The sequence below is a fragment of the Exiguobacterium sp. KKBO11 genome (assembly GCF_001644945.1).
Classification (GTDB): Bacteria; Bacillota; Bacilli; order Exiguobacteriales; family Exiguobacteriaceae; genus Exiguobacterium_A; species Exiguobacterium_A abrahamii.
The window spans coordinates 18,939-41,990 of sequence record NZ_LUCU01000060.1; the positions used below are offsets into that span (position 1 = coordinate 18,939).

21 protein-coding genes, 2 tRNA genes and 1 rRNA gene are annotated in these 23,052 nt (G+C 48.9%); all 24 read left to right on the forward strand.

Annotation, left to right across the window (positions count from 1 at the left end; translation table 11 throughout):
* The first annotated feature begins 45 nt into the window (after positions 1–45).
* Positions 46–3,561: a transcription-repair coupling factor gene (gene mfd / locus AYO36_RS16460; RefSeq protein ID WP_064301048.1), complete on the forward strand. Its 3,516-nt coding sequence runs from the start codon at positions 46–48 to the stop codon at positions 3,559–3,561.
* Positions 3,558–5,105, forward strand: a complete 1,548-nt coding sequence (locus AYO36_RS16465; RefSeq protein ID WP_064301049.1) for a putative polysaccharide biosynthesis protein — start codon at positions 3,558–3,560, stop codon at positions 5,103–5,105. Before mfd ends, AYO36_RS16465 begins: the two co-directional genes overlap by 4 nt.
* On the forward strand, positions 5,102–6,532 hold the full coding sequence (gene yabN / locus AYO36_RS16470) for a bifunctional methyltransferase/pyrophosphohydrolase YabN (protein WP_064301050.1): 1,431 nt from the start codon (positions 5,102–5,104) through the stop codon (positions 6,530–6,532). The genes AYO36_RS16465 and yabN overlap by 4 nt, the downstream gene beginning before the upstream one ends.
* Entirely contained in the window at positions 6,529–6,801 is a 273-nt protein-coding gene (locus AYO36_RS16475; protein WP_023466556.1) for an RNA-binding S4 domain-containing protein, read from the forward strand. Before yabN ends, AYO36_RS16475 begins: the two co-directional genes overlap by 4 nt.
* A 66-nt stretch (positions 6,802–6,867) precedes the next feature.
* Positions 6,868–7,245 carry an FtsB family cell division protein gene (locus AYO36_RS16480; RefSeq protein ID WP_023466557.1) on the forward strand — a complete coding sequence of 126 codons (378 nt, stop codon included), beginning with the start codon at positions 6,868–6,870 and terminating at the stop codon, positions 7,243–7,245.
* An 83-nt stretch (positions 7,246–7,328) separates the two neighbouring features.
* Positions 7,329–7,844 (forward strand): S1 domain-containing RNA-binding protein, encoded by a 516-nt coding sequence (locus AYO36_RS16485; protein ID WP_023466558.1) that lies wholly within the window; start codon positions 7,329–7,331, stop codon positions 7,842–7,844.
* Between the two features lie 153 nt (positions 7,845–7,997).
* Positions 7,998–8,074: transfer RNA gene (locus AYO36_RS16490), tRNA-Met, on the forward strand.
* A 10-nt stretch (positions 8,075–8,084) separates the two neighbouring features.
* Positions 8,085–8,156 (forward strand) — tRNA-Glu (locus tag AYO36_RS16495).
* A gap of 70 nt (positions 8,157–8,226) precedes the next feature.
* Positions 8,227–9,459 (forward strand): tRNA lysidine(34) synthetase TilS, encoded by a 1,233-nt coding sequence (gene tilS, locus AYO36_RS16500; RefSeq protein WP_064301051.1) that lies wholly within the window; start codon positions 8,227–8,229, stop codon positions 9,457–9,459.
* A 33-nt stretch (positions 9,460–9,492) separates the two neighbouring features.
* Complete coding sequence (hpt, locus tag AYO36_RS16505) at positions 9,493–10,038, forward strand: hypoxanthine phosphoribosyltransferase (protein ID WP_023466560.1); 546 nt, start codon at positions 9,493–9,495, stop codon at positions 10,036–10,038.
* A 120-nt stretch (positions 10,039–10,158) separates the two neighbouring features.
* On the forward strand, positions 10,159–12,162 hold the full coding sequence (gene ftsH, locus AYO36_RS16510; RefSeq protein ID WP_050677371.1) for an ATP-dependent zinc metalloprotease FtsH: 2,004 nt from the start codon (positions 10,159–10,161) through the stop codon (positions 12,160–12,162).
* A gap of 178 nt (positions 12,163–12,340) precedes the next feature.
* Positions 12,341–13,102: a type III pantothenate kinase gene (locus AYO36_RS16515; RefSeq protein WP_029343061.1), complete on the forward strand. Its 762-nt coding sequence runs from the start codon at positions 12,341–12,343 to the stop codon at positions 13,100–13,102.
* A 10-nt stretch (positions 13,103–13,112) separates the two neighbouring features.
* Positions 13,113–14,036 (forward strand): Hsp33 family molecular chaperone HslO, encoded by a 924-nt coding sequence (gene hslO / locus AYO36_RS16520; RefSeq protein WP_058266108.1) that lies wholly within the window; start codon positions 13,113–13,115, stop codon positions 14,034–14,036.
* 12 nt (positions 14,037–14,048) lie between these two features.
* The gene (locus tag AYO36_RS16525; RefSeq protein ID WP_023466564.1) at positions 14,049–14,360 is read left to right on the forward strand and encodes a SurA N-terminal domain-containing protein; all 312 of its coding nucleotides are present in this window, start codon (positions 14,049–14,051) and stop codon (positions 14,358–14,360) included.
* Between the two features lie 80 nt (positions 14,361–14,440).
* Complete coding sequence (cysK, locus tag AYO36_RS16530) at positions 14,441–15,385, forward strand: cysteine synthase A (protein ID WP_064301052.1); 945 nt, start codon at positions 14,441–14,443, stop codon at positions 15,383–15,385.
* A gap of 87 nt (positions 15,386–15,472) precedes the next feature.
* Positions 15,473–16,858, forward strand: coding sequence for an anthranilate synthase component I family protein (locus AYO36_RS16535; protein WP_064301053.1), 1,386 nt, complete (start codon positions 15,473–15,475; stop codon positions 16,856–16,858).
* On the forward strand, positions 16,855–17,436 hold the full coding sequence (locus AYO36_RS16540; RefSeq protein WP_029343065.1) for an anthranilate synthase component II: 582 nt from the start codon (positions 16,855–16,857) through the stop codon (positions 17,434–17,436). Before AYO36_RS16535 ends, AYO36_RS16540 begins: the two co-directional genes overlap by 4 nt.
* On the forward strand, positions 17,420–18,259 hold the full coding sequence (locus AYO36_RS16545; protein WP_064301054.1) for an aminotransferase class IV: 840 nt from the start codon (positions 17,420–17,422) through the stop codon (positions 18,257–18,259). The genes AYO36_RS16540 and AYO36_RS16545 overlap by 17 nt, the downstream gene beginning before the upstream one ends.
* On the forward strand, positions 18,256–19,041 hold the full coding sequence (gene folP, locus AYO36_RS16550; protein WP_064301055.1) for a dihydropteroate synthase: 786 nt from the start codon (positions 18,256–18,258) through the stop codon (positions 19,039–19,041). Before AYO36_RS16545 ends, folP begins: the two co-directional genes overlap by 4 nt.
* A gap of 2 nt (positions 19,042–19,043) precedes the next feature.
* Positions 19,044–19,415 carry a dihydroneopterin aldolase gene (gene folB / locus AYO36_RS16555; RefSeq protein WP_064301056.1) on the forward strand — a complete coding sequence of 124 codons (372 nt, stop codon included), beginning with the start codon at positions 19,044–19,046 and terminating at the stop codon, positions 19,413–19,415.
* Positions 19,412–19,927 carry a 2-amino-4-hydroxy-6-hydroxymethyldihydropteridine diphosphokinase gene (folK, locus tag AYO36_RS16560; protein WP_064301057.1) on the forward strand — a complete coding sequence of 172 codons (516 nt, stop codon included), beginning with the start codon at positions 19,412–19,414 and terminating at the stop codon, positions 19,925–19,927. The genes folB and folK overlap by 4 nt, the downstream gene beginning before the upstream one ends.
* Positions 19,927–20,919 carry a tRNA dihydrouridine synthase DusB gene (gene dusB / locus AYO36_RS16565; RefSeq protein ID WP_064301058.1) on the forward strand — a complete coding sequence of 331 codons (993 nt, stop codon included), beginning with the start codon at positions 19,927–19,929 and terminating at the stop codon, positions 20,917–20,919. Before folK ends, dusB begins: the two co-directional genes overlap by 1 nt.
* A 162-nt stretch (positions 20,920–21,081) precedes the next feature.
* Positions 21,082–22,563 (forward strand): lysine--tRNA ligase, encoded by a 1,482-nt coding sequence (gene lysS, locus AYO36_RS16570; RefSeq protein ID WP_156501879.1) that lies wholly within the window; start codon positions 21,082–21,084, stop codon positions 22,561–22,563.
* A 380-nt stretch (positions 22,564–22,943) separates the two neighbouring features.
* Positions 22,944–23,052, forward strand: a 16S ribosomal RNA gene (locus AYO36_RS16575); the annotation flags it as partial.

Here is a 23,052-nt window from a genome sequence, read left to right on the forward strand (position 1 = left end):
TGGGGTTCCAAAGCGTTTTTGCTGTCGTGTTTTAGGAGGAAGAAGATGAAACAATTACAAGAACTCTTACTAGCGATTCCTGAAATCAAGACGGTTCGGGAACGTTTCCGGGACGGTGTCAACGCTCAGTTGATCACCGGTCTGATGAACAGTGGGAAAGCATTGTTCGTAGCCGGGATTTATCAGGAGACGAAACGTCGATTCGTACTCGTGACACATAATATGTTCCAAGCACAAAAACTGTACGATGATTTGATTGAACTCGTACCGGAAGAAGACGTCATGCTCTATCCGGTCGATGAGACGTTAGCAGCAGAACTTTCTTATGGCGCAAGTCCAGAACTGCGGGCGACGCGGATCGAGACCCGTCATCGTTTACTGACGACGGATGACGGAATTTTGATCATTCCGCTCGTCGGTTTACGTCGATATGTTCCGGATGCACAGACATTCCTGTCACACGTCAAACAAGTGAAGCCGGGCGACATCTTATCGATTCCGGACTTCGTCCAAGATTTAGTCGATGCGGGGTACGAACGGACAGCGACCGTGACGACGCCCGGTGAGTTTGCTGTTCGCGGAAGTATCATCGATATTTATCCGCTCACGGTCGAACGCCCGTACCGGCTCGATCTATTCGACGAGGAAGTCGACTCGATCTATACATTCGATGCGGAGACCCAACGTTCGCTCGGTGTCGTCGCAGAAGCATGTTTGATGCCAGCAGCGGAACACTTCGCGACGAAGGATCAGTTGAAGGACGCGGGTGAAAAAGTCCGTCGTCTTTATGAGGCGACGAAAGAGCGCGTCCAAAGTACGGAGGTCCTCGCGGCACTTGAAGAGGGAATCGCCTATGACGTCGAGTTGTTAGAAAACGGCGATCGTCCGAAACAGTTCGCGAAGTATGCACCGATCCTCTACACGTCGACGCTACGTCAAGACGTGAGGGGAAGCGTCTTGATCGTCGATGAAGTCGCACGGGTCGAAGAAGCGGCGGAAGTCCAGGATGCAGAGGAAGCAGAATGGATGGCGTCTCTCATTGAACGCGGACAAAGTGTCAGTGATTACGTCCTGTCCGTTCCGATGGCACATGTCTTTGAAGGACAGCCCTTGTTGTACCTCTCGCTCTTACCGACTCGCCGGAGTGGAGTACCAGAAAGTGCGGCAATCCATTTCAGCATCAAACCGATTGCACCGTTCCATGGTCAGATGGAACGCCTGAAGCAAGAAGTCGAGCGATATCGTCGCGCGGACATGTGGATGGTCTTCTTAGCGAGTAACCGAGAACGTGCCGAGCGGATGCGTCAGACGTTGTCCGACTATGGGGTCGAAGCGTCGATCGTAACAAAAGAAGGCATCACTCGTGGTCAACCCGCGATTCTGATTGGCGGAATCCATGGTGGATTCGAGATGACGAATGCGCGCCTCGTCGTCATCACGGAAGAAGAAGTCTTCAAGCAACCGGCGCGTCGCCGGAAGCAAACGACGAAGCTGACGAACGCTGAACGGATCAAGAGTTACCAAGAATTGAAGACAGGCGATTACGTCGTCCATATTCATCACGGGATTGGGCGGTACCACGGCATCAAGACGATTGATGTAGCCGGTAATCATCAGGATTATCTCCATCTCGTTTACGCGGGAGAGGACTCGTTGTATGTTCCTGTCGATCAGATCGACTTGATTCAAAAGTATGTCGGCGCTGAAGGAAAAGAGCCGAAGATCTATAAACTCGGTGGAACGGAATGGAAAAAGGTCAAAGCGAAGGTCCAAAAATCGGTCGAGGATATCGCTGACGAATTAATCAAGCTTTATGCGGCTCGCGAGGCTGCCGTCGGTTTTGCGTTCCCAGAGGACGACGATAACATGCAAGCATTCGAGGCTTCGTTCCCGTATGAGGAAACGGTCGATCAATTGCGATCGATTGCTGAAATCAAGAAGGATATGGAACGTCCGCGTCCGATGGATCGTCTATTATGTGGCGACGTCGGGTATGGGAAAACGGAAGTTGCGATTCGAGCGGCGTTCAAAGCGGTCATGTCTGGAAAACAAGTCGCGTTACTCGTACCGACGACCGTCCTTACGCAACAACACTACGAAACGATGCTTGAGCGATTCAGTGAATGGCCGATTCGTGTGTCGGTCATGAGCCGGTTCCGTTCGCCAGCAGAATTAAAGGCGACGAAACAAGGATTGAAAGAGGGAACGATCGATGTCGTCGTCGGGACACACCGTGTGCTGTCGAAAGACGTTCAGTTCGCTGATATCGGATTGTTGATCATTGATGAAGAGCAACGATTCGGCGTGAAACACAAAGAGCGTCTGAAACAGTTGAAGACGAACGTTGACGTCTTGACGTTGACGGCGACACCGATTCCACGGACATTGCACATGTCGATGATTGGGATCCGCGATCTCTCGGTCCTTGAGACCCCACCTGAAAACCGTTATCCGGTCCAGACGTATGTCATGGAATACGACGGAATCGTCATGCGAGAAGCACTTGAACGAGAACTTGGCCGGGGTGGACAAGCGTTCTTCCTTTATAACCGGGTCGAAGGCATCGAGCGAAAGGCAGAAGAGATTCGCGCGCTCGTACCGGAAGCACGGATTGTCACGGCGCACGGTCGGATGACGGAAACCGAACTCGAGAGTCAGTTGATCGCGTTCTTCGAAGGGGACGCGGATGTTCTTGTCAGTACGACGATCATCGAGACAGGAATCGACATTCCGAACGTCAATACGTTGATCGTTCATGACGCGGATCAAATGGGCTTATCGCAGCTGTATCAATTGCGCGGTCGTGTTGGTCGATCAAGTCGCGTTGCTTATTCGTACTTTACGTACCGTCCGCAAAAACGATTGACGGAAGTAGCAGAAAGTCGTCTACAGGCGATCAAGGAATTCACGGAGCTCGGTAGCGGCTTTAAGATCGCGATGCGCGACTTATCGATTCGTGGTGCCGGGAACTTACTCGGTTCCCAACAATCGGGCTTCATCGACTCCGTTGGTTTCGATCTTTATTCGCAGATGCTCGCAGAAGCGGTTGAAGAACGCAAAGAACGGATGAAAGGTAAAAAACGCGTCCAGAAATTCGTACCCGAGTTCACGTTCAGTCTTGATGCGTATATTCCATCACACTACATGACGGACTCCGAGCTGAAAATCGAGTTCTATAAACGCTTGAAATATGTCGATACCGTCGATAGTCTCGAACAACTTGAAACAGAGATGCTTGAACGATTCGGTGAGTTCCCTGATGAGGTTGCGCGTTTGATCCAATTGACACGGATGCGGATTTTTGCCGAGCGGGCGCGTGTCGAACGCGTCAAACAAACCGATCCGAAAATCGAGATCGTCTTGTCGCTTCAAGCAACACAGCAGCTTGACGTGGCGGACTTCGTTAAATGGACCGTTCCGCTTGGACGTGGTCTAGGGATGGGACAACAAGAACAGAAACTCGTCTTGACCCTGAACCGCAACAAGCAGTCGACGCAACAGATGACGATGCAGGCAGAACAGTTGCTAGCGGAGCTTGATCGTCGGCTCGTCGCACGATGAATAGACGAACGATTGCGCAAGGCGCAGCACTGCTTGCGATCTCTAGTTATATCTCGAAATTGCTCAGCTTCTTTTACCGGATTCCGTATCAGAACCTTGCTGGTGATTTCGGATTGTATGTCTATCAGACGGTCTATCCCTTATTCGCGATAGCGGCAGCGCTTGGAATTTATGCGCTGCCCGTCATCGTGGCGAAGTTGACGCTTCACCACCCGGATGAGAAACGAGAAGTCCTTTGGTCGATTTTTTATGTCTTACTTGCGATGACGGTCTTTTTTGGTCTGCTCGGATGGTGGATTGCCCCGACACTCGCGGGCTGGTTTGGGGACGACAAACTCGTTGTTCCGTTGCGAGCTGTCACGTGTACATTTTATTTACTACCGGTGATTGCCGTTCTTAGAGGCATGTTTCAAGCAGATCTTGAGATGCGACCGACGGCTGTATCCCAAGTCTCTGAAAATGCCGTCCGTGTCGGACTCTTGTTGCTCGTGACCTATATCGGCGTCTCGATGCAGGCTGACCCCTACTGGATTGGTGCCAGTGCCCATCTGACAGCGATCGGTGGCAGCATCGTTTCGTTATTCGTCCTGTTACGTTTTGCGAAAGGGAAGATCGGTCGTCCTGTGTTTTCAGGTATTCACGTACGTCGGGTCGGGAAAGTGCTCGTGACAAGCGGGGTGGCGGTCAGTATCGCCTCACTTGCCTTGTTACTAATGCAATTGATCGATGGATTGACGTTCGTTAACCTACTTGGCAATACGACGGAGACAAAAATTGAAAAAGGGGTGCTCGACCGTGGGTATCCGTTACTCCAATTCGCGATTCTGTTTGCGACATCGATGAGTCTTGCGAGCGTTCCGTCCTTATCAACCGCATACCGTAAACACGATCCGCAGATGATGCGTCAACAACTCGAGACATTACTCCGTTCCGGTCTATTGATTGCCGCTGCAGCGACGATCGGACTAATGGGTGTGATGCGTCCGCTCAATATTGCGTTATATCAAGATGACCAGGGAACAGCAGGGCTGATTTGGCTCGCGGCAACGGCATTTGCTGCTTCGATTGCGATGATGATCATCTCTTGTCTCCAGTCGGTCGATGCTGAAAAATATGCGCTCGTTGGTGTTCTTGTCGGATTAGGGGCGAAGCTCGCTCTGAATCTCTATTTCATTCCCCGATATGGTATGATCGGGGCGGGTATGGCGACATTTGGCGGCTTTGCCGTTATGGCGGCAGCACAATGGACTTTATTAAACCGAAAGTTCGGTCGCGTATCGGCAGGAAACACGTTCTACCGACGACTGGTCTTACCTGTGCTCGCCATGGGTGTGTTTCTGTATCTGATCGAAACGTTCTTCCAGCTGTTTGAGCTTGAGACACGAATCGGTGCGGCACTCGAAGTCGGCGTCCTTGTCGTCGGTGGTGCCATCATTTATGGCAGTATGGCATTACGCGTCCGTGCATTAACAGAACAAGAGTGGGCGCTATTGCCTTTAGGAGATAAGTTATATCAGATGTACCAACGTAGGAGGAGTATATGACACACCGAATTACGATCGTCGGCCTTGGCGTCGGCGAACTCGAACAATTGCCGTTTGGCATCTATCGATTATTAAAAAACACGACACAGCCTGTCTATTTACGGACAATGGATCATCCAGTCGTTTCAGAACTCGCAGCAGAGGGAATGAACTTTACATCATTTGACTCGGTTTACGAACGACATAGTCGGTTTGAAGACGTATACACAGAAATCGTTGAGGAATTGCTTCGCCTCTCAAAGACGACGGACATCATCTATGCCGTCCCAGGTCATCCACTGGTCGCTGAGAGTACCGTCCAACAGTTATTAGAGCGGACGGACGCGGTCGATGTTGTAGGCGGACAAAGTTTTCTTGATCCGATGTTCGCGGCGCTTGGTGTGGATCCGATTGAAGGATTCCAGTTGCTTGATGCGACGGCGTTTGCCGTCGATGAAGCACAGATCCGTCAACATTTGTTGATTGGACAAGTCTATGATGCGCTCGTCGCCGGTGACTTAAAGGTTCAGCTGATGGAACGTTATCCGGACGAACATCTTGTCACTTTGGTCACGGCAGCCGGTACAAGCAAACAAACTGTCCAAAGCGTGCCGTTATATGAACTCGATCATGTGACGACGCTCAGTAACCTGACGACAGTCTACGTGCCACCAGTCACGGATGAGCAGACGTTGAACCGTGACTTCGCGACATTAAAAGAGATCATCGCGCGATTACGTGGTGAAGGTGGTTGCCCATGGGATCAAGAGCAGACACATGAGTCCTTAAAACGTCATTTAATCGAAGAATCTTACGAATTACTGGAAGCAATCGATCTTCAGGACGATAACTTAATGATAGAAGAGCTAGGAGACGTCCTTTTACAGGTCATGCTCCACGCACAAATTGGTCTAGATGAAGGGTATTTCGACATTCGAGATGTCATCGGAAGCGTCAGTGATAAGATGATTCGTCGTCATCCACACGTCTTCGGAGAAACGATTGTCGATTCTTCAGCAGACGTCGTTTCGAACTGGCAAGACATCAAAGCACAAGAAAAACCGGAGCGAACTTCCTTGCTCGATGGCGTAACAAAAGGGGCACCTGCCTTGATGCGCGCAGAAGATATTCAAAAGAAAGTGGCGAAAGTCGGTTTTGAATGGAGTGACGTCGAGGGTGCACTTGAAAAAGTAATCGAAGAGTTACGTGAATTGAAGGAAGCCGCACCAGAAGAACGACTAGGTGAATTCGGAGACGTTCTGTTTTCGATGACACTCGTTGGGAAATACCTTGGTCTCTCGGCAGAAGAGGGGCTACAACAGACGAATGATAAATTCATCCGTCGCTTTACGCGAATGGAACAACTAGCGGACCGACCGCTCGTTGAGATGACGCTTGAAGAGCAAGATTCACTCTGGCATCAAGCGAAGCAGGAGGAACAGTCATGAGACTTGATAAATTTTTAAAAGTATCGCGTCTGATCAAACGACGGACGCTTGCCAAAGAAGTAGCCGATCAAGGTCGCATCACGATCAATGGTAATGTGGCGAAAGCAAGTAGCACGGTAGCAGCAGGTGATGAGATGACGATCCGGTTCGGAAACAAGATCGTCACAGTTGCGATTTCGAGCATTAAAGAACATGCCAAAAAAGAAGAAGCGTCTGATATGTATGAGATCATCCGTGAAGAAAAGGTGAATTCCGAAGAATCGATGTAATTTACCTGAAAAAGGAAGTATACTAAAGAGTGTCAGGGATGACCACTCAGAAAGAGGAGGGATGATATGCCAACACCGCTCGAATCAGGGCGTCCAGCGCCAAAGATCAAGCCGCTCAATGACCGTAAGAAGCAGTTGAGTCAGAATGCCATCGAAAACCGTCGACGCCTCAAAAATCGCTTTTTCTTGTGTCTGACCGTCTTTTTGCTCATCTTTTCCCTCATGGGGTGGTCATACATGGAAAAACGACAATTGATCGCTGAACAAAAACAGTCGTTTCAAGTCGCTGAACAGGAGCAGACGAAAGCAAAAAAAGAGACCGCCCGTCTGAAGGAAGAAATCAATCGTCTCAATGATAAAGAGTATGTAGCGAACTTAGCTCGGAGCGAGTTGCTCTATTCGAAAAAAGGGGAAACGATCTTCTACTTTTCACCGGAAGACTAATTGAAGGTTGCCGATTGATTGAAAAAAGAATGAATCACTCGTATAATAAGAAACGAATCAACTAAAAAGGAGCAATACAATTTATGTCGATTGAAGTAGGCAGCAAAGTGCAAGGGAAAGTAACAGGCATCACGAATTTCGGAGCGTTCGTTGAGTTACCAACAGGGAAAACTGGTCTTGTTCACATCAGTGAAGTGGCAGATTCTTACGTTAAAGACATCAATGATGTGTTGACGGTTGGTCAAGAAATCACCGTCAAAGTCTTAAGTGTTGAAAACGATGGTAAGATCGGTCTTTCCATCAAAAAAGCCGTCGATCGTCCAGAAGGCGAACGTCCTCGTCCTGCACGTCAGTTCGACCGTGGACCACGTCCAGCAGGACAAGATCGTGGACCACGTTCGTTCGATAACAAAGGACCACGTGGAGGCGGTAACCGTGGAGGCTTCAACAAAGGCGGCCGTGGTACACCACCACCGCGCAAAGAACAATCGTTCGATACGCTGATGTCTAGTTTCCTGAAAGATAGTGAAGATCGTCTTGCTACATTGAAACGTCAAACGGATTCAAAACGTGGCGGACGCGGCGCAAAACGTCAATAACTTGCTGACCTGTTCTTTATAAGAATAGAGATGGAATGACGCCGTTCATTCCATCTTTTATTTTTTTGAAATTATTTTTAGAAAAAGCGTTGACTTTCATTTGACCTGCCCGTATTATAGAAAATGTGCTTAAGACGCACGAGTTAAAAATATGGCGGTGTAGCTCAGCTGGCTAGAGCGTACGGTTCATACCCGTGAGGTCGTGGGTTCGACTCCCTCCGCCGCTACCATATTTTTTTTGGCCCGTTGGTCAAGCGGTTAAGACACCGCCCTTTCACGGCGGTAACACGGGTTCGAATCCCGTACGGGTCATTCTCAAAAGCTATCTCTATTATATAGAGATAGCTTTTTTTAGGTTTTGATGGAAAGGGGTGAAGTCGTTATGGAAGGTGTGCCGTTCGAACCACTTTTAGTAGGTGTGTCGGGAGGTTGTGATTCGATGGTACTCGTCGATCGGTTGTACAAAGAAGGTTACGATATCGCGATTGCGCATGTGCATCATGGATTACGAGAGGCGTCCGACGAAGAAGCACGCTTTATTAAGGAGTGGGCAACGGCCCGAAAGATATCTTTTTTCATGACGCGTTTAGAATGGATAGGACGTACGAGCTCTCAAGCAGCTTGTCGCGAAGAGAGATATGCGTTTTTTGAACGAATCATGGAAGAGACCGGGCGCTCGCGTCTGATTCTCGCCCATCATCAAGACGATCAAATTGAGACGCTACTCATTCAGCTCATTCGTGGAGAAGCGCAGGTTGATGGTATTCCCGTCGTTCGTCCGTTTGGTAACGGTTGGTTGCATCGCCCGTTGCTACATGAATCGAAGCAAACATTACGCGAGTATGCGTTGCAACATGAAGTTCCGTGGCGAGAAGATGCGTCAAATGCAGAAACTACTTATTTGCGTAATCAAATCCGGCATACGATTGTGCCGCCACTTCGAGAAATGCGGCCAGAGTTTGAACAAGCAACAGCAGCGGCAGCACATGCGCGACAGCAAATTATGCGTGAGCAGGCGACATTCGTCGCGACCTATCTCGACCGGTGCAAGGAAGCAAACGGAATTCCGGTAGCACGTATTTTAGAATTACCGACGGATTTACAGCGGCTTGTCTTGCCGACACTAACGAAAGAAACGTTTTCTTCAGAAACGATTCGTCACTTCATCATGTGGCTTCGGGTGGATAAGGGCTCGGACGAAGTGTATTATGGAAACTGGAGGATGCGACGTGCATATGGCTTTTTGATGCAGGATCGTGTGATACGGTCAATGAATGACGATTTACCGTTTCAAGTAGGGGAGAATTTGGGAACGTATCATTATGGTGAACAAATGGTTCGCTTCTCAATCGGAAACCAAGGTATCCCGCTGGACGCGATTACGTTCCCGTTGACGGTGCGTCCGCCACGTCCAGGAGATCGGATTCAGCTTGCTGTGGGTTCGAAAAAAGTCAGTCGAATTCTGATTGATGCTAAGGTTCCACGTTATCTCCGAGAACAGGTTCCGGTCGTCGTCGATGCAAATGGAGTGATTTTAGCCGTCATTGGACATCGAATTGCAATATTCGGGTCATTTGAACTCCTCGCAAAATCTTATTTAATGATAGAATGGTAATGTAGTGTTTATTATGGAGGAGGAATACCTAGCATGACCTTGATGAACGATATGGAAAAAGTACTGATTTCAGAAGAAGAGATCCAAAATAAAGTGGGCGAACTCGCCGGCGAATTGACAGCGGATTATCACGATCGTTTTCCGTTGCTTGTGTGTGTCTTAAAAGGCGCAATGCCTTTCATGTCTGATCTTGTGAAAAAGATGGATATGCACCTTGAAATGGACTTCATGGACGTTTCAACGTATCACGGTGGGACAACATCAACAGGTGAAGTCAAGATTGAAAAAGATTTGAACACATCGGTAGAAGGACGCGACATCTTGATTGTCGAAGATATCATCGACAGCGGATTGACGCTTGGCTACCTCGTCGACCTCTTCAAGTACCGGAAAGCGAAGTCCGTTAAGATCGTGACGTTGCTCGACAAACCAACAGGACGGAAGAATGACTTGCACGCAGATTACAGTGGCTTCGTCATTCCACACGAATTCGTCGTCGGTTATGGTCTGGATTACGAAGAGAAATACCGTAACCTTCCGTATGTAGGTGTCTTGAAACCTGCAGTCTACGGCGGCTAATTATTTTTAATCTCGTCTGTCCCATGATAAGATGAAACCAATTACAAAGCGCGCCCTGTCGCGCCAGGATTCGTATTCATCCACTAGAAAAACGAGATGGATGCGGAGAGGAGGCATAAGATGAACCGAGCAGTGAAGAATACCCTCGTGTTTGGGGTCATTTTTCTAGCTTTGATCTTGTTTCTGCAATACTTGCAGAGTCCAGTGAACAAAAGCAAAGAAATCAATTACACACAGTTTGTCGAGTCTGTTGAAAAAGGTGAAATCAAGACGGCTACCTTCCAATATGAAGGGCAGACGTATAATGTGACAGGAGATTTGCGTGAAAAAGATTCGACGTATGAGACGGTCGTACCGGCTGTTGATACGGAACTAACGGATCTCTATACGCAACTCAGAAGCCAAGGAGTCAAATTGGACTTCAAGGCAGCAGAAACGAATGGTGGTTGGATCGCGTTATTGACGACGATCGTTCCATTCATCATCATCTTCATCCTCTTCTTCTTCTTGATTAATCAAGCACAAGGTGGCGGTGGTGGCGGTCGCGTCATGAACTTCGGGAAATCGAAGGCACGCCTCTATGATACAGAGAAGAAAAAGATCACGTTTGATGATGTAGCCGGCGCAGACGAAGAGAAACAAGAACTCGTCGAAGTCGTTGAATTCTTGAAAGATCCGCGTAAATTCGCGAAACTCGGTGCCCGTATTCCGAAAGGGGTCCTCCTCGTAGGTCCTCCAGGTACAGGTAAGACGTTGCTCGCACGTGCTGCAGCTGGTGAAGCTGGCGTACCATTCTTCTCGATTTCAGGTTCTGACTTCGTTGAGATGTTCGTCGGTGTCGGGGCATCACGTGTCCGTGACTTGTTCGAAAACGCGAAGAAAAACGCACCATGTATCATCTTCATCGATGAAATCGATGCTGTCGGTCGTCAACGGGGCGCAGGTCTCGGTGGTGGACATGATGAGCGTGAGCAGACATTGAACCAACTTCTCGTCGAGATGGATGGATTCAGTGAAAACGAAGGTATCATCATGATCGCAGCAACGAACCGTGCTGATATTCTTGACCCAGCCTTACTCCGTCCAGGTCGTTTTGACCGTCAAATCACGGTTGATCGTCCAGATGTCGTCGGTCGTGAAGCAGTCTTGAAAGTTCACGCGCGGAACAAACCGCTTGATTCAACGGTTGATTTGAAAGCTATCGCACAGCGGACACCTGGATTCTCAGGTGCGGATCTTGAGAACCTTCTGAATGAAGCAGCACTTGTTGCAGCACGTTCAGACCGTGATAAAGTCTCGATCGTTGATCTCGAAGAAGCGATTGACCGTGTCATCGCAGGACCAGCGAAGAAGAGCCGGATCATCTCGCCGAAAGAGAAAAAGATTGTCGCATGGCACGAAGCAGGACATACGATCATTGGTGTCACGCTCGACGATGCGGATGAAGTACACAAAGTAACGATTGTTCCTCGTGGTAACGCGGGTGGATATGTCGTCATGTTGCCAAAAGAAGATCGTTACTTCATGACGAAGCCGGAACTCGAAGATAAGATTACTGGATTGCTCGGTGGTCGTGTCGCAGAGGATATCGTCTTCGGAGAAGTCTCGACTGGGGCAAGCAATGACTTCCAGCGTGCGACAGGTCTTGCACGGAAAATGGTCATGGAGTTCGGGATGAGTGAAAAACTCGGACCACTTCAATTTGGATCAGGTCAAAGTGGCAACGTCTTCCTCGGACGTGATTTCCAAAACGAACAGAACTACTCGGATGCAATCGCACACGAGATCGATACGGAAATCCAAGCGATCATCAACCGCTGTTACCAAAAAGCGAAAGATATCCTGACTGAGAAGCGCGATCAGCTCGACTTGATTGCAACGACGTTGCTTGAAGTCGAAACACTTGATCAAAAACAAATTCACCATCTCCTAGAGACGGGCGAATACAAAAAACATGAACCAGAAGCAACGACTCCAAAAGCAGAAGAGAAAGCACCGGAATCGACAGATGCAACTGTTGATCAACCGACGCAGTCTCCAACGCAAATGGGTTCAGTCGTTGACGAAGGGAAAAATGTAGATACGGATACACCAGACACGCCGCGTCGCGACGATCAAGTGTAAACGGATGGAACGGATTCGATCTCGCATCGAATCCGTTCTTTTTTGTGGCAGACCGAGCGAATACACATCGGTAGGTGTGACCATATGAGCATGGTATAATCACAACGTATATTATTCCGATCGTGAAACAACGGAATATAGAAGCATGAAAATCGAGAAGAAGCGGGGAAATAAGCAAATGATTTTAGTCATCGATGTCGGAAATACGAATATCGTCTTAGGTGTCTATCAGGGACAAGAGTTGATTGAGCATTGGCGGATTGCGACAGACCGGACACGGACGACGGACGAATACGGTATGCTCGTCAAAGCGTTGTTCCGTGACGCAGAGCTAAACGTGGAAGAAATCGAGGGAATCGTGTTATCATCTGTCGTACCCCCCGTCGTGTTTCCACTAGAAAATATGTGTGTGCGTTACTTTAAACGCCGTCCGTTCTTGATTGGACCAGGAATCAAGACAGGACTGGATTTAAAAGTCGATAATCCACGGGAAGTGGGAGCCGATCGAATCGTCAACGCAGTAGCGGCGACGGCGAAATACGAGGGACCGATGATCATCGTCGATTTCGGAACAGCGACGACGTATTGTTACATCGATGCACAAAAACGGTATTACGGCGGCATCATCTCACCCGGTGTGATGGTTGCAACCGAGGCACTCTATAATAAGGCAGCAAAATTGCCGCGAATCGAAATCGCGAAACCGCAGTCAGCCATCGGACGGAATACGATCCATGCGATGCAGTCGGGGACCTATTTCGGATATGTGGCACAGGTGGACGGACTCGTTCACCGGATGAAAGAAGAAATGGGAGAAGCGAAGGTCATTGCGACCGGCGGCTTAGCCCGATTAATCAGCGAGGAATCCACGATGATTGAGGTCGTCGATCCATTCTTGACGTTAGATGGATTACGGATTATCTACGAACGAAATAAGTGAGGGAATCAAGATGAAACGTGAAGAATTATTAGCACAATTAAAAGATGACTATTTAGTACGGGCGTTAGGCTTCAATGGAGAAGTCCGTGCGTTTGCAATCCGTTCGACGAAGACGGTCTATGAAGCACAACTGCGCCACCAGACGACACCTGTCGTCACAGCAGCGCTCGGTCGGACACTGACGATCGGTGCAATGATGGGTACGATGCAAAAAGGCGATACACGTGTCACATTAAAAGTCGAAGGCGATGGACCGATTGGGAAAATCATCGTCGATGCCGACGCAAAAGGTGTCGTACGTGGATATGTGAGTCGTCCCCGCGTCGAGATGGATACGTATGTCAATGCAGATGGTCTGACGAAACTAAAAGTCGGTGAAGCGGTCGGTCGCGGAAACATCTCTGTCATCAAAGACCTCGGGTTGCGTGACTTCGTCGGTGGTCAATCGCCGATTCAAACAGGTGAGATCAGCGAAGACTTCACGTATTACTTCGCTGTATCGGAACAAAGCCCATCGGTCGTTGGGGCTGGCGTTCTCGTTTATCCAGAAGACGAATCAGTCATCGCAGCAGGTGGCTTGATCGTTCAATTGATGCCAGGTGCATCGGAAGAGACGATTGTAGCACTCGAAAAACGTGTTGGAGCCCTAAAACCGATCTCGATTCTCGTCGGTGAGGAAAAAACACCAGAAGAAATGTTAGAACTCGTTCTCGGTGACTACGAACATCTTGATACGATTCCAGTATCATTCGAATGTACGTGTGACCGTGACAAATTAGCGACAGCGATCATCGCTCTTGGACCAGATGAGATTCAAGCGATGATTGATGAAGATGGTGGTGCGGAAGCCGTTTGTCACTTCTGTTCAGAGCATTATCACTATGATGTTCCAGAATTAGAGGAACTTCGCGAAAAATCACTCGAAAGAGCATAAGAGGGATCTAATATGGGGAATGTACAACCTAAGTACTTGTGGATGTTGATCTTCATCTTAATGTTGACGAATTTCATGACCGGTGCTTACGCCTTCATGGGTGAGCTCCCAAAGGTCGATTCTCCTAAAATCGTTCAAGACAGCATCGGTGGTCCGCTCGAGGATGTCGTCGCCGAAGTCGGTGATGAGAAAATCACGCGCGCGATGGTCTATCAGACGATGCGAACGGAACAGGAAAAACAGACGATTGATCGTTTGATTCAAGAAGCGGTCGAACGCCAGACGAAGGATGGAAAAAAGCCGGAAGTCAAACGCTTTGATTGACAGATTTCATCCAATCCGCTGATAATTAGTTTATCGGATTACTTGGAATTCAAGCGGTTCACTAATGAGGAGGAATGGTCATGCGTATTGCGAATTCAGTATTAGATTTAGTCGGTCGCACCCCGATCGTCAAGTTACATCATCTAACGGGTCCTGAGGATGCAGATGTGTATCTGAAATTGGAGTACATGAACCCTGGATCAAGCGTAAAAGACCGGATCGCGCTATCTATGATTGAGGCCGCAGAAGAAACGGGTCAACTTAAAGAAGGAGACACGATCATCGAGCCGACGAGTGGGAACACAGGTATCGGACTAGCGATGGTCGCTTCGGCGAAAGGATATCGCGCCATCCTCGTCATGCCGGAAACGATGAGCATGGAGCGCCGGACGTTGCTCCGCGCCTATGGTGCAGAATTGATTTTGACACCGGGACCTGAAGGAATGAAGGGTGCGATCGCTCGCGCGACAGCGGAAGCAGAAGAACACGGTTACTTCATGCCACAACAATTCAATAACGGTGCCAATCCAGTCGTTCATGAAAAAACGACAGGTCCTGAAATCGTCGAAGCGTTCGAAGGCATGCAACTCGATGCGTTCATCGCGGGAATTGGAACGGGTGGAACGATCACCGGTGCTGGTAAAGTGTTACGTGATGCTTTCCAAGGTATTGAAATCATTGCCGTCGAACCAACGGATTCACCGGTCTTATCAGGTGGTAAACCGGGACCGCACAAACTGCAAGGAATCGGTGCTGGATTCGTGCCGTCGATTCTCGATACAGAGATTTATGATGGTGTCGAGCAAATCACGACGGAAGAAGCATTCGATCACGCACGCCGAGCAGCGAAGACGAATGGTGTCTTAGGTGGTATCTCGTCAGGTGCTGCGATTGCAGCGGCGCTCAAGACAGCGAAACGTCTCGGTAAAGGGAAAAACGTTCTCGCAATCATTCCTTCGAATGGAGAGCGGTACTTAAGTACACCGCTGTATCAAATCGCGGAAGAAGCAGACCAATCGAAGTAATCAACTGGACGTACACGGAAGTCATTCGGCTTCCGTGTACTTTTTTGCGTATAATGAGAGCAGAATAGTGTGAAGTGAGGGACGCGTATGCGACAGACGAAATACAAAGCAGTACCATGGACGAAAGAACAATTCTACAATCGATATGTTGAACAGACGAATGGCACAACGGGACACGTCTGGCTCGAAAGCGGTCGAATCGGCCGGTATACGATGGCGGCGACTCGTCCTGTCGGATACGTCCGGACAAAAGACGGAACGACGACGATTGAGACAGATGGAAAAGTCGAGACATCGACGGCGAATCCGTTTGATGTACTCGAACAGCTCCGCGTCGACCGTGAATCGATCCGACCGGATGGAATGCCACCATTCTTTGGTGGGTTTGCCGGATACGTCAGTTATGATGCCGTCCGTTATTTAGAAAAACTACCGGAGCGAGCGACGGATGATCTGCAAACACCCGATCTGTCATTTTACTGGTACGATGAAGTCGCCGTGTTTGATGAGGAAACGAAGCAGTTGTTCATTGCCGTGACACGAGACACAGCAGAAGAAGCAGAGCGAGTTCTTGAAACGGAAGTCGCGCGTTGGTGCATCGAGACGGATGCACCTCAATTTACAGCGACTGGTTCATCAGGTGAGCGAGAACGGGCTTTCGGGCAGGAAGCGTTCATGACAGCGGCACACCGGATTAAATCCTATATTGAGGACGGTGACGTTTTCCAAGTTAATTTGTCCGTCCGCCAACAAGAACCGCTTGGGACGACAGCGGAACATTTGTATGATGTATTACGACAAGTCAATCCTTCTCCATACATGGGTTACTTTGCGGATGAAGATTTAACACTCGTGTCCGCCTCACCCGAGTTGCTCGTCGAAAAAATCGGCGATGCGTTAGCCACACGTCCGATTGCCGGAACACGACCGCGCGGGAAGGATGAAGCGGAGGATTTACGACTTGCGAAAACCTTACTCGATAATGAAAAAGAACGGGCAGAGCATGTGATGCTCGTTGATTTAGAGCGAAATGATTTAGGGCGCGTCAGTCGTTATGGTACGGTTCATGTCGATGAGCTGATGGTGATCGAGAAATACTCGCACGTACAACACATCGTCTCAAACGTCAGAGGGGAAGTAGCTCCGGAACACTCTGGGAGTCAGGTGCTCGCTGCGATGTTCCCAGGTGGTACGATCACTGGCGCACCAAAAATCCGGACGATGGAAATCATTGAAGAACTGGAACCGGTCCGGCGCGGTATCTATACTGGGTCGCTTGGCTTCATCAGTTGGGCGGATGATGTCATTTTCAACATCTTGATCCGGACACTCGTCGCAAAAGACGGGATGGCATATGTCCAAGCAGGTGCTGGAGTCGTCACGGACTCGGACGCAGCACGTGAATACGAAGAGTCACTTAGTAAAGCCAAAGCGTTATGGGTGACCAAAGAAACAGCGGAGGGAACGCAATGATTGTATTGATTGATAACTATGATTCCTTTACGTATAACTTAGTCCAGTATTTTGGCGAACTTGGACAAGACATCCGGGTATTTCGCAACGACGCGATTACGCTTGCGGAAATCGAAGCGTTGCAACCGGATCATCTGGTCATCTCACCGGGCCCCTGTACGCCGAATGAAGCGGGGATCAGTTTAGAAGCGATTGCTTATTTTGCTGGGAAGGTGCCGATACTAGGGGTCTGCTTAGGTCATCAAGCGATTGGACAAGTATTCGGTGGTAAAGTCGTCCGCGCGAAGGAATTGATGCACGGAAAAGTCTCGCCACTGACGCATGACGGACAAGGCATCTTTGAACGGATCCCACAAGCGACGCCGGTGACACGTTATCACTCGCTCGTCGTTGAACGCGAGACATTCCCGGAAGTGCTCGAAGTGACGGCGGAAGCCGGTGGAGAGATCATGGCACTCCGTCACCGGACGTTGCCGATTCTCGGTGTCCAGTTCCATCCGGAAGCGATTTTGACGCGAGACGGTAAGCAGATGTTAAAAAATTTCTTGGAGTTGACGCATTATGTATCTCTGGCATGACGGAACCATTAAACGAGAAGAAGAAGTACGCATCTCCCCGCTCGATCACGGATTCGTCTACGGGATGGGTGTATTCGAGACGTTTCGGACATATAACGGACATCCGTTTTTGTTCGATGATCATATTGAACGCTTACGGATGAGTTGTGTCGCACTCGGAATCCAGCTAGCATATGACCGGGAAACCTTATGGCAAGCAATCCAAGATTTGTATGAAGCATATGAGGCGAACGATTTATACATTCGGTTGAATGTCTCGGCCGGTCCACGCGAGATCGGGTTATCGATCGATCCTTACGACACGCCGACCGTGTTGATCTATGCGAAACCGATCGCTCCGCGAAAACAGGCGGAACGTGCACTCGAGACGATTCGTTTACCGCGCAGTACACCGGAGACGACATACCGCTTGAAGTCACATCATTACATGAACAATCTAGTGGCGAAACGCCAATTGTTCAATCCGGAAGCAGAAGGGCTGTTTTTAACGAAGGAAGGTCATGTCTGTGAGGGCATTACGTCAAACATCTTTTGGCGTTACGGAAGTACATGGTATACGTCACCGCTTGAAACCGGTGCACTGAACGGGATTACCCGTCAGTTCCTCATGCAACATGTACCGGTCGAAGAACGCTTGGCTTATTTACCGCAGCTCGAAGAAGCAGATGAGATCATCTATACGAATTCCGTTCAGGAAGCGGTCGCGATTTCGTCACTTGACGGACGCCCTTTCCCTGGAATCAACGGAACAGGATATGCACAAATCATGACGCTGTTCGATCAATCCGTCGAACAGGTGACGACAAGGAGAGAACAACGATGACTTACATCATGGGTATCTTGAACGTGACACCGGACTCCTTTTCGGACGGTGGACAATATGTCGATGTCGAGCAAGCGATGCGGCAAGCGCGTCAGCTCGTCGCGGATGGAGCAGATGCGATCGATGTCGGTGGAGAATCAACACGACCGGGTGCAGCATTCGTATCAGTCGAAGAAGAACTCGCCCGTGTTTTACCGATCATCAAGCGCATCAAACGAGAGCTGAACGTCCTCGTATCGATTGATACGTACAAACCGGTCGTCGCAGAGGCTGCTATTCAAGCGGGAGCAGATATCATCAACGATGTTTGGGGCTCGAAGTGGGGCGATCGTTCGATGGTCAACGTTGCTGCGCAGTATAAAGTACCCATCATTTTGATGCATAACCGGGAGACGGCGCATGGGACAGATATGCTTGCAGAAGTCCGGGCTGACCTTGAGGAATCGATTCGGTTAGCAAAACAGGCAGGCGTAGCGGAAGAGCACATTTGGCTCGACCCTGGGATTGGATTCATGAAGACGCATGAAGAGAACTTGTACCTGATGCGTCATCTATCGATCGTAACGGACTTCGGGTATCCGGTTTTACTCGGAACGTCCCGTAAATCGATGATCGGACTTGCGCTCGGATTACCGACAGAAGAACGACTCGAAGGAACGATTGCGACGGTTTGCTACGGGATTCAACAAGGATGTGACTGGATGCGTGTGCATGACGTCAAAGAAGTCAAACGGGCAGCGCAGATGATGGACATCATGTTGGCTGCGACGAAGGGGGAATAACGGTGGATCGAATTCATGTAACAGGAATGCGTTTTTATGGGTACCACGGTGTATTCGCAGAAGAGACAAAACTCGGTCAACGCTTTAATGTCGACTTATCGATCGGACTTGCATTGGCAGAAGCCGGTCGGACGGATGATTTGACGAAAAGTATCAATTACGCCGAATTGTATGAAGCGACGAAACGTGTCGTCGAAGGAGAACCGCTCCAACTCGTCGAAGCCTTGGCGGACCGTATTGCAAAAGCAGTATTTGCGTTAGACGAACGAATTCAAGAAGCGTCGATCAAGGTCATCAAACCGGATCCGCCGATTGCCGGTCATTATGAACATGTGGCGGTCGAGATCAATCGCCTTCGGGAGGACTATGCATGAAGGAAGCTTACATTGCACTCGGCTCGAACATCGGCGATAAAGCGGCTCACTTAAGAGCAGCGATTGCTCGACTGAGAGCATTACCGTCCGTTCATGATGTGAAGGCCTCTTCCATTTATGAGACTGTACCTGTCGGGTATCTCGAGCAGGATTTATTCTATAATATGGTCGTCGCAATCCAAACGACGGATGAGGCATCTGTCTTACTTGGGCGACTGCAGGAAATTGAACAGCTAGAAGGACGCGAGCGCCTGTTCAAAAATGGACCACGGACGCTTGACTTAGATATTTTGCTATATGAGGAAGAACGCATTGACCTCGAAGGATTAACCGTTCCGCATCCGCGGATGCAAGAGCGGGCATTCGTCCTCGCACCATTACGTGAACTCGCAGCAACATGCGTCATACCCGGTCTGGGACAAAGCGTCGAGCAGTTGTATCAGCAGTTACCGGAGACAGAACGAAACGGTGTACAACGGTTAGGTGGGCTTTTAGAAGCGGAGGAACAATAATGGAATTTAACATTGGCGATGTCAAACTGAAGAATCAAGTCATCTTGGCACCGATGGCAGGCGTCTGTAATCCGGCGTTTCGGTTAATTGCAAAGGAATTTGGTGCGGGACTCGTTTGTGCCGAGATGGTCAGCGATAAAGGGATCTTGTACGAGAACGAACGAACGCTTCAGATGCTGTACGTAGATGAGCGGGAAAAACCGCTGAGCCTTCAAATCTATGGGGGTTCAAAAGAGACACTCGTTCAAGCGGCGCGATATGTCGAGGCGAACACGAATGCCGACATCATTGATATCAACATGGGCTGTCCCGTTCCGAAAGTCACGAAAAGCGATGCTGGAGCGAAATGGTTGCTTGACCCGGATAAGGTGTACGAGATGGTCCATGCGGTGACGCAAGCGATCGATAAACCGGTTACGGTCAAGATGCGGACCGGCTGGGATAGTCATCACATCTATTGTGTTGATAATGTCAAAGCGGCGGAAGCGGGTGGTGCGAAAGCCGTTGCCATCCACGGACGGACGCGTTCGCAAAAGTATGAAGGGGTCGCAGACTGGAACATCATTGGCGAAGCGAAAAAAGCGGTCAACATCCCGATCATCGGAAATGGAGATGTTCAGACTCCACAAGATGCAAAACGGATGATTGATGAGATCGGCGTCGACGGTGTCATGATCGGACGGGCCGCTCTCGGGAACCCGTGGATGTTGTATCAGACGATCCAGTACCTCGAATCAGGAACACTTCCAGTAGAACCGACGGCGCGTGAGAAGATTGATATCTGTCTCTTGCACGCCAAACGACTAGTCGCGCTAAAGGGAGAAGAACTCGCCGTACGCGAAATGCGGACACATGTTGCCTGGTATTTAAAAGGAATGAAGGGGAACGGTCGCGTTCGCAATGCGTTATTCAATATCGACACACACGCAGGACTCGTCGAACTGTTACAGCAGTACTTGCAGACACTCGAAGAAGACGTAGCATATGCCTAACAGGTAAAGTATAGTCGGACAGAGTCGTTTTGTGGTACGCTAGTTGCATTGAAGATGAGCGTATCGGTTTTCTAAAAGGGCTGTCGGTCATTCCGACAGCTTTTTATTCGAGAGAATCGTCGTGAACCATTATTAAAAGGAGTGAAGACAGTGAGTCAGGATATGGAAATGAACGATCAAATGCAGGTGCGTCTCGGTAAGATGAACGCCATGCGTGAACAAGGTCTCGATCCATTCGGCGCACGTTTTGAACGTTCGACGGATACTGAGAGCATTCGTGCATCATTTGGTGAACATACAAAAGAAGAATTGGCTGAACTGAAACCGGAAGTTGCCATCGCGGGGCGTGTCATGACGACACGTCGTAAAGGGAAGGTCGGCTTTACGAACGTTCAGGATGTGCAAGGTCAAATTCAGTTGTATGTCCGTAAAGATGACGTCGGCGAAGAGGCGTATGAGATCTATAAGACATGTGACTTAGGCGACATCGTCGGAATTCAAGGATATGTGTTCAAGACGAATGTTGGTGAACTTTCTGTTCACGTCACAGCATTTACGTTATTAACGAAAGCATTACGTCCGCTTCCGGATAAATATCACGGATTAAAAGATATCGAGCAACGCTACCGTCAGCGTTACCTCGACCTTATTACGAACCAAGAATCACGTGAGACATTCATCGCGCGGAGTAAAGTCATTCGTGGAATTCGTCAATATCTCGATAACCTCGGATACTTGGAAGTCGAAACACCAATGTTGCATACGATTGCGGGTGGAGCATCGGCTCGTCCGTTCATCACGCATCATAATGCACTCGACATGACGCTTTACATGCGGATTGCGATCGAGCTCCATTTGAAACGTTTGATCGTCGGTGGACTTGAGAAAGTCTACGAAATCGGTCGTGTGTTCCGTAATGAAGGAATTTCAACACGCCATAACCCAGAGTTTACGATGATCGAACTCTATGAAGCGTATGCGGATTATAAAGACATCATGAACTTAACAGAGAATCTGATCGCTCACGTCGCACAAGAAGTACTCGGTACGACACAAGTCACTTACGGAGAAGACGTCATTGATCTATCTGTCGGTTGGAAACGAGCACACATGGTCGATCTCGTTAAAGAAGCGACAGGTGTTGACTTCTTTGAACAGATTTCAAACGAACGTGCCCTCGAACTAGCGCGTGAACACGGTGTTGAAGTTCAGTCACACATGACGACGGGACATATCTTGAATGAGTTCTTCGAACAAAAAGTAGAAGAAACACTCGTTCAACCAACATTCGTCTATGGTCATCCTGTTGAAGTATCACCGCTTGCGAAGAAAAATCCAGAGGATCCACGCTTTACGGATCGCTTTGAATTATTCATCGTCCGTCGTGAGCATGCGAATGCCTTCACGGAATTGAACGATCCAATCGATCAACGTGAACGTTTCGAAGCACAACTCGTCGAAAAAGAAGCAGGAAACGACGAAGCACATGAAATGGATACAGACTTCATTGAAGCACTCGAGTACGGTATGCCGCCAACGGGTGGTCTTGGGATCGGGATCGATCGTCTCGTCATGTTGTTGACGAATGCGCCATCGATTCGTGATGTATTACTCTTCCCAACGATGCGTCACCAACAAAATTAATGAGTGGAGCTCCGTTCTTTCTATACTGTATAGAAGGAATGGAGCATTCTTTTTGAAGTCAACACAGGGATAAACGAGTCGAAAAACGGGTAAATAAAAGTTTTTAAATGTTTTTCTAATAAAATGCTTGTACGATTCAAAAAGCCATGGTATATTACTTCTTGTGCCGCGAATGGTCGTGACACACAAAAATAAATATCAAAAAAGTTGTTGACAATCGGGTTGATAACTTGTTAAGATATTAAAGTCGCTGAAAACGACACGACGAACTTTGAAAACTGAACGATGAGGCAAAAATCGTATTCTACGGAATACAAAAACGAATGAAGCGCAAGCTTCGTCAATCGTGACTTCGGTCACACAACGAGCAAGTCAAACACTTCATGGAGAGTTTGATCCTGGCTCAGGACGAACGCTGGCGGCGTGCCTAATACATGCAAGTCGAGCGCAGGAAACTGACGGAACTCTTCGGAGGGAAGGCAGTGGAAT

Bases quoted from the DNA above. Each gene is read 5' to 3' on its own strand.
- AYO36_RS16485 (WP_023466558.1), top strand. From the start codon at position 7,329: ATGTCGATTGAAGTAGGCAGCAAAGTGCAAGGGAAAGTAACAGGCATC.
- AYO36_RS16465 (WP_064301049.1), top strand. From the start codon at position 3,558: ATGAATAGACGAACGATTGCGCAAGGCGCAGCACTGCTTGCGATCTCT.
- folP (WP_064301055.1), top strand. From the start codon at position 18,256: ATGACTTACATCATGGGTATCTTGAACGTGACACCGGACTCCTTTTCG.
- hslO (WP_058266108.1), top strand. From the start codon at position 13,113: ATGAAACGTGAAGAATTATTAGCACAATTAAAAGATGACTATTTAGTA.
- AYO36_RS16525 (WP_023466564.1), top strand. From the start codon at position 14,049: ATGGGGAATGTACAACCTAAGTACTTGTGGATGTTGATCTTCATCTTA.
- yabN (WP_064301050.1), top strand. From the start codon at position 5,102: ATGACACACCGAATTACGATCGTCGGCCTTGGCGTCGGCGAACTCGAA.
- lysS (WP_156501879.1), top strand. From the start codon at position 21,082: ATGGAAATGAACGATCAAATGCAGGTGCGTCTCGGTAAGATGAACGCC.
- dusB (WP_064301058.1), top strand. From the start codon at position 19,927: ATGGAATTTAACATTGGCGATGTCAAACTGAAGAATCAAGTCATCTTG.
- hpt (WP_023466560.1), top strand. From the start codon at position 9,493: ATGACCTTGATGAACGATATGGAAAAAGTACTGATTTCAGAAGAAGAG.
- AYO36_RS16545 (WP_064301054.1), top strand. From the start codon at position 17,420: ATGTATCTCTGGCATGACGGAACCATTAAACGAGAAGAAGAAGTACGC.
- AYO36_RS16480 (WP_023466557.1), top strand. From the start codon at position 6,868: ATGCCAACACCGCTCGAATCAGGGCGTCCAGCGCCAAAGATCAAGCCG.
- cysK (WP_064301052.1), top strand. From the start codon at position 14,441: ATGCGTATTGCGAATTCAGTATTAGATTTAGTCGGTCGCACCCCGATC.
- AYO36_RS16475 (WP_023466556.1), top strand. From the start codon at position 6,529: ATGAGACTTGATAAATTTTTAAAAGTATCGCGTCTGATCAAACGACGG.
- AYO36_RS16515 (WP_029343061.1), top strand. From the start codon at position 12,341: ATGATTTTAGTCATCGATGTCGGAAATACGAATATCGTCTTAGGTGTC.
- ftsH (WP_050677371.1), top strand. From the start codon at position 10,159: ATGAACCGAGCAGTGAAGAATACCCTCGTGTTTGGGGTCATTTTTCTA.
- folK (WP_064301057.1), top strand. From the start codon at position 19,412: ATGAAGGAAGCTTACATTGCACTCGGCTCGAACATCGGCGATAAAGCG.
- mfd (WP_064301048.1), top strand. From the start codon at position 46: ATGAAACAATTACAAGAACTCTTACTAGCGATTCCTGAAATCAAGACG.
- AYO36_RS16535 (WP_064301053.1), top strand. From the start codon at position 15,473: ATGCGACAGACGAAATACAAAGCAGTACCATGGACGAAAGAACAATTC.
- AYO36_RS16540 (WP_029343065.1), top strand. From the start codon at position 16,855: ATGATTGTATTGATTGATAACTATGATTCCTTTACGTATAACTTAGTC.
- tilS (WP_064301051.1), top strand. From the start codon at position 8,227: ATGGAAGGTGTGCCGTTCGAACCACTTTTAGTAGGTGTGTCGGGAGGT.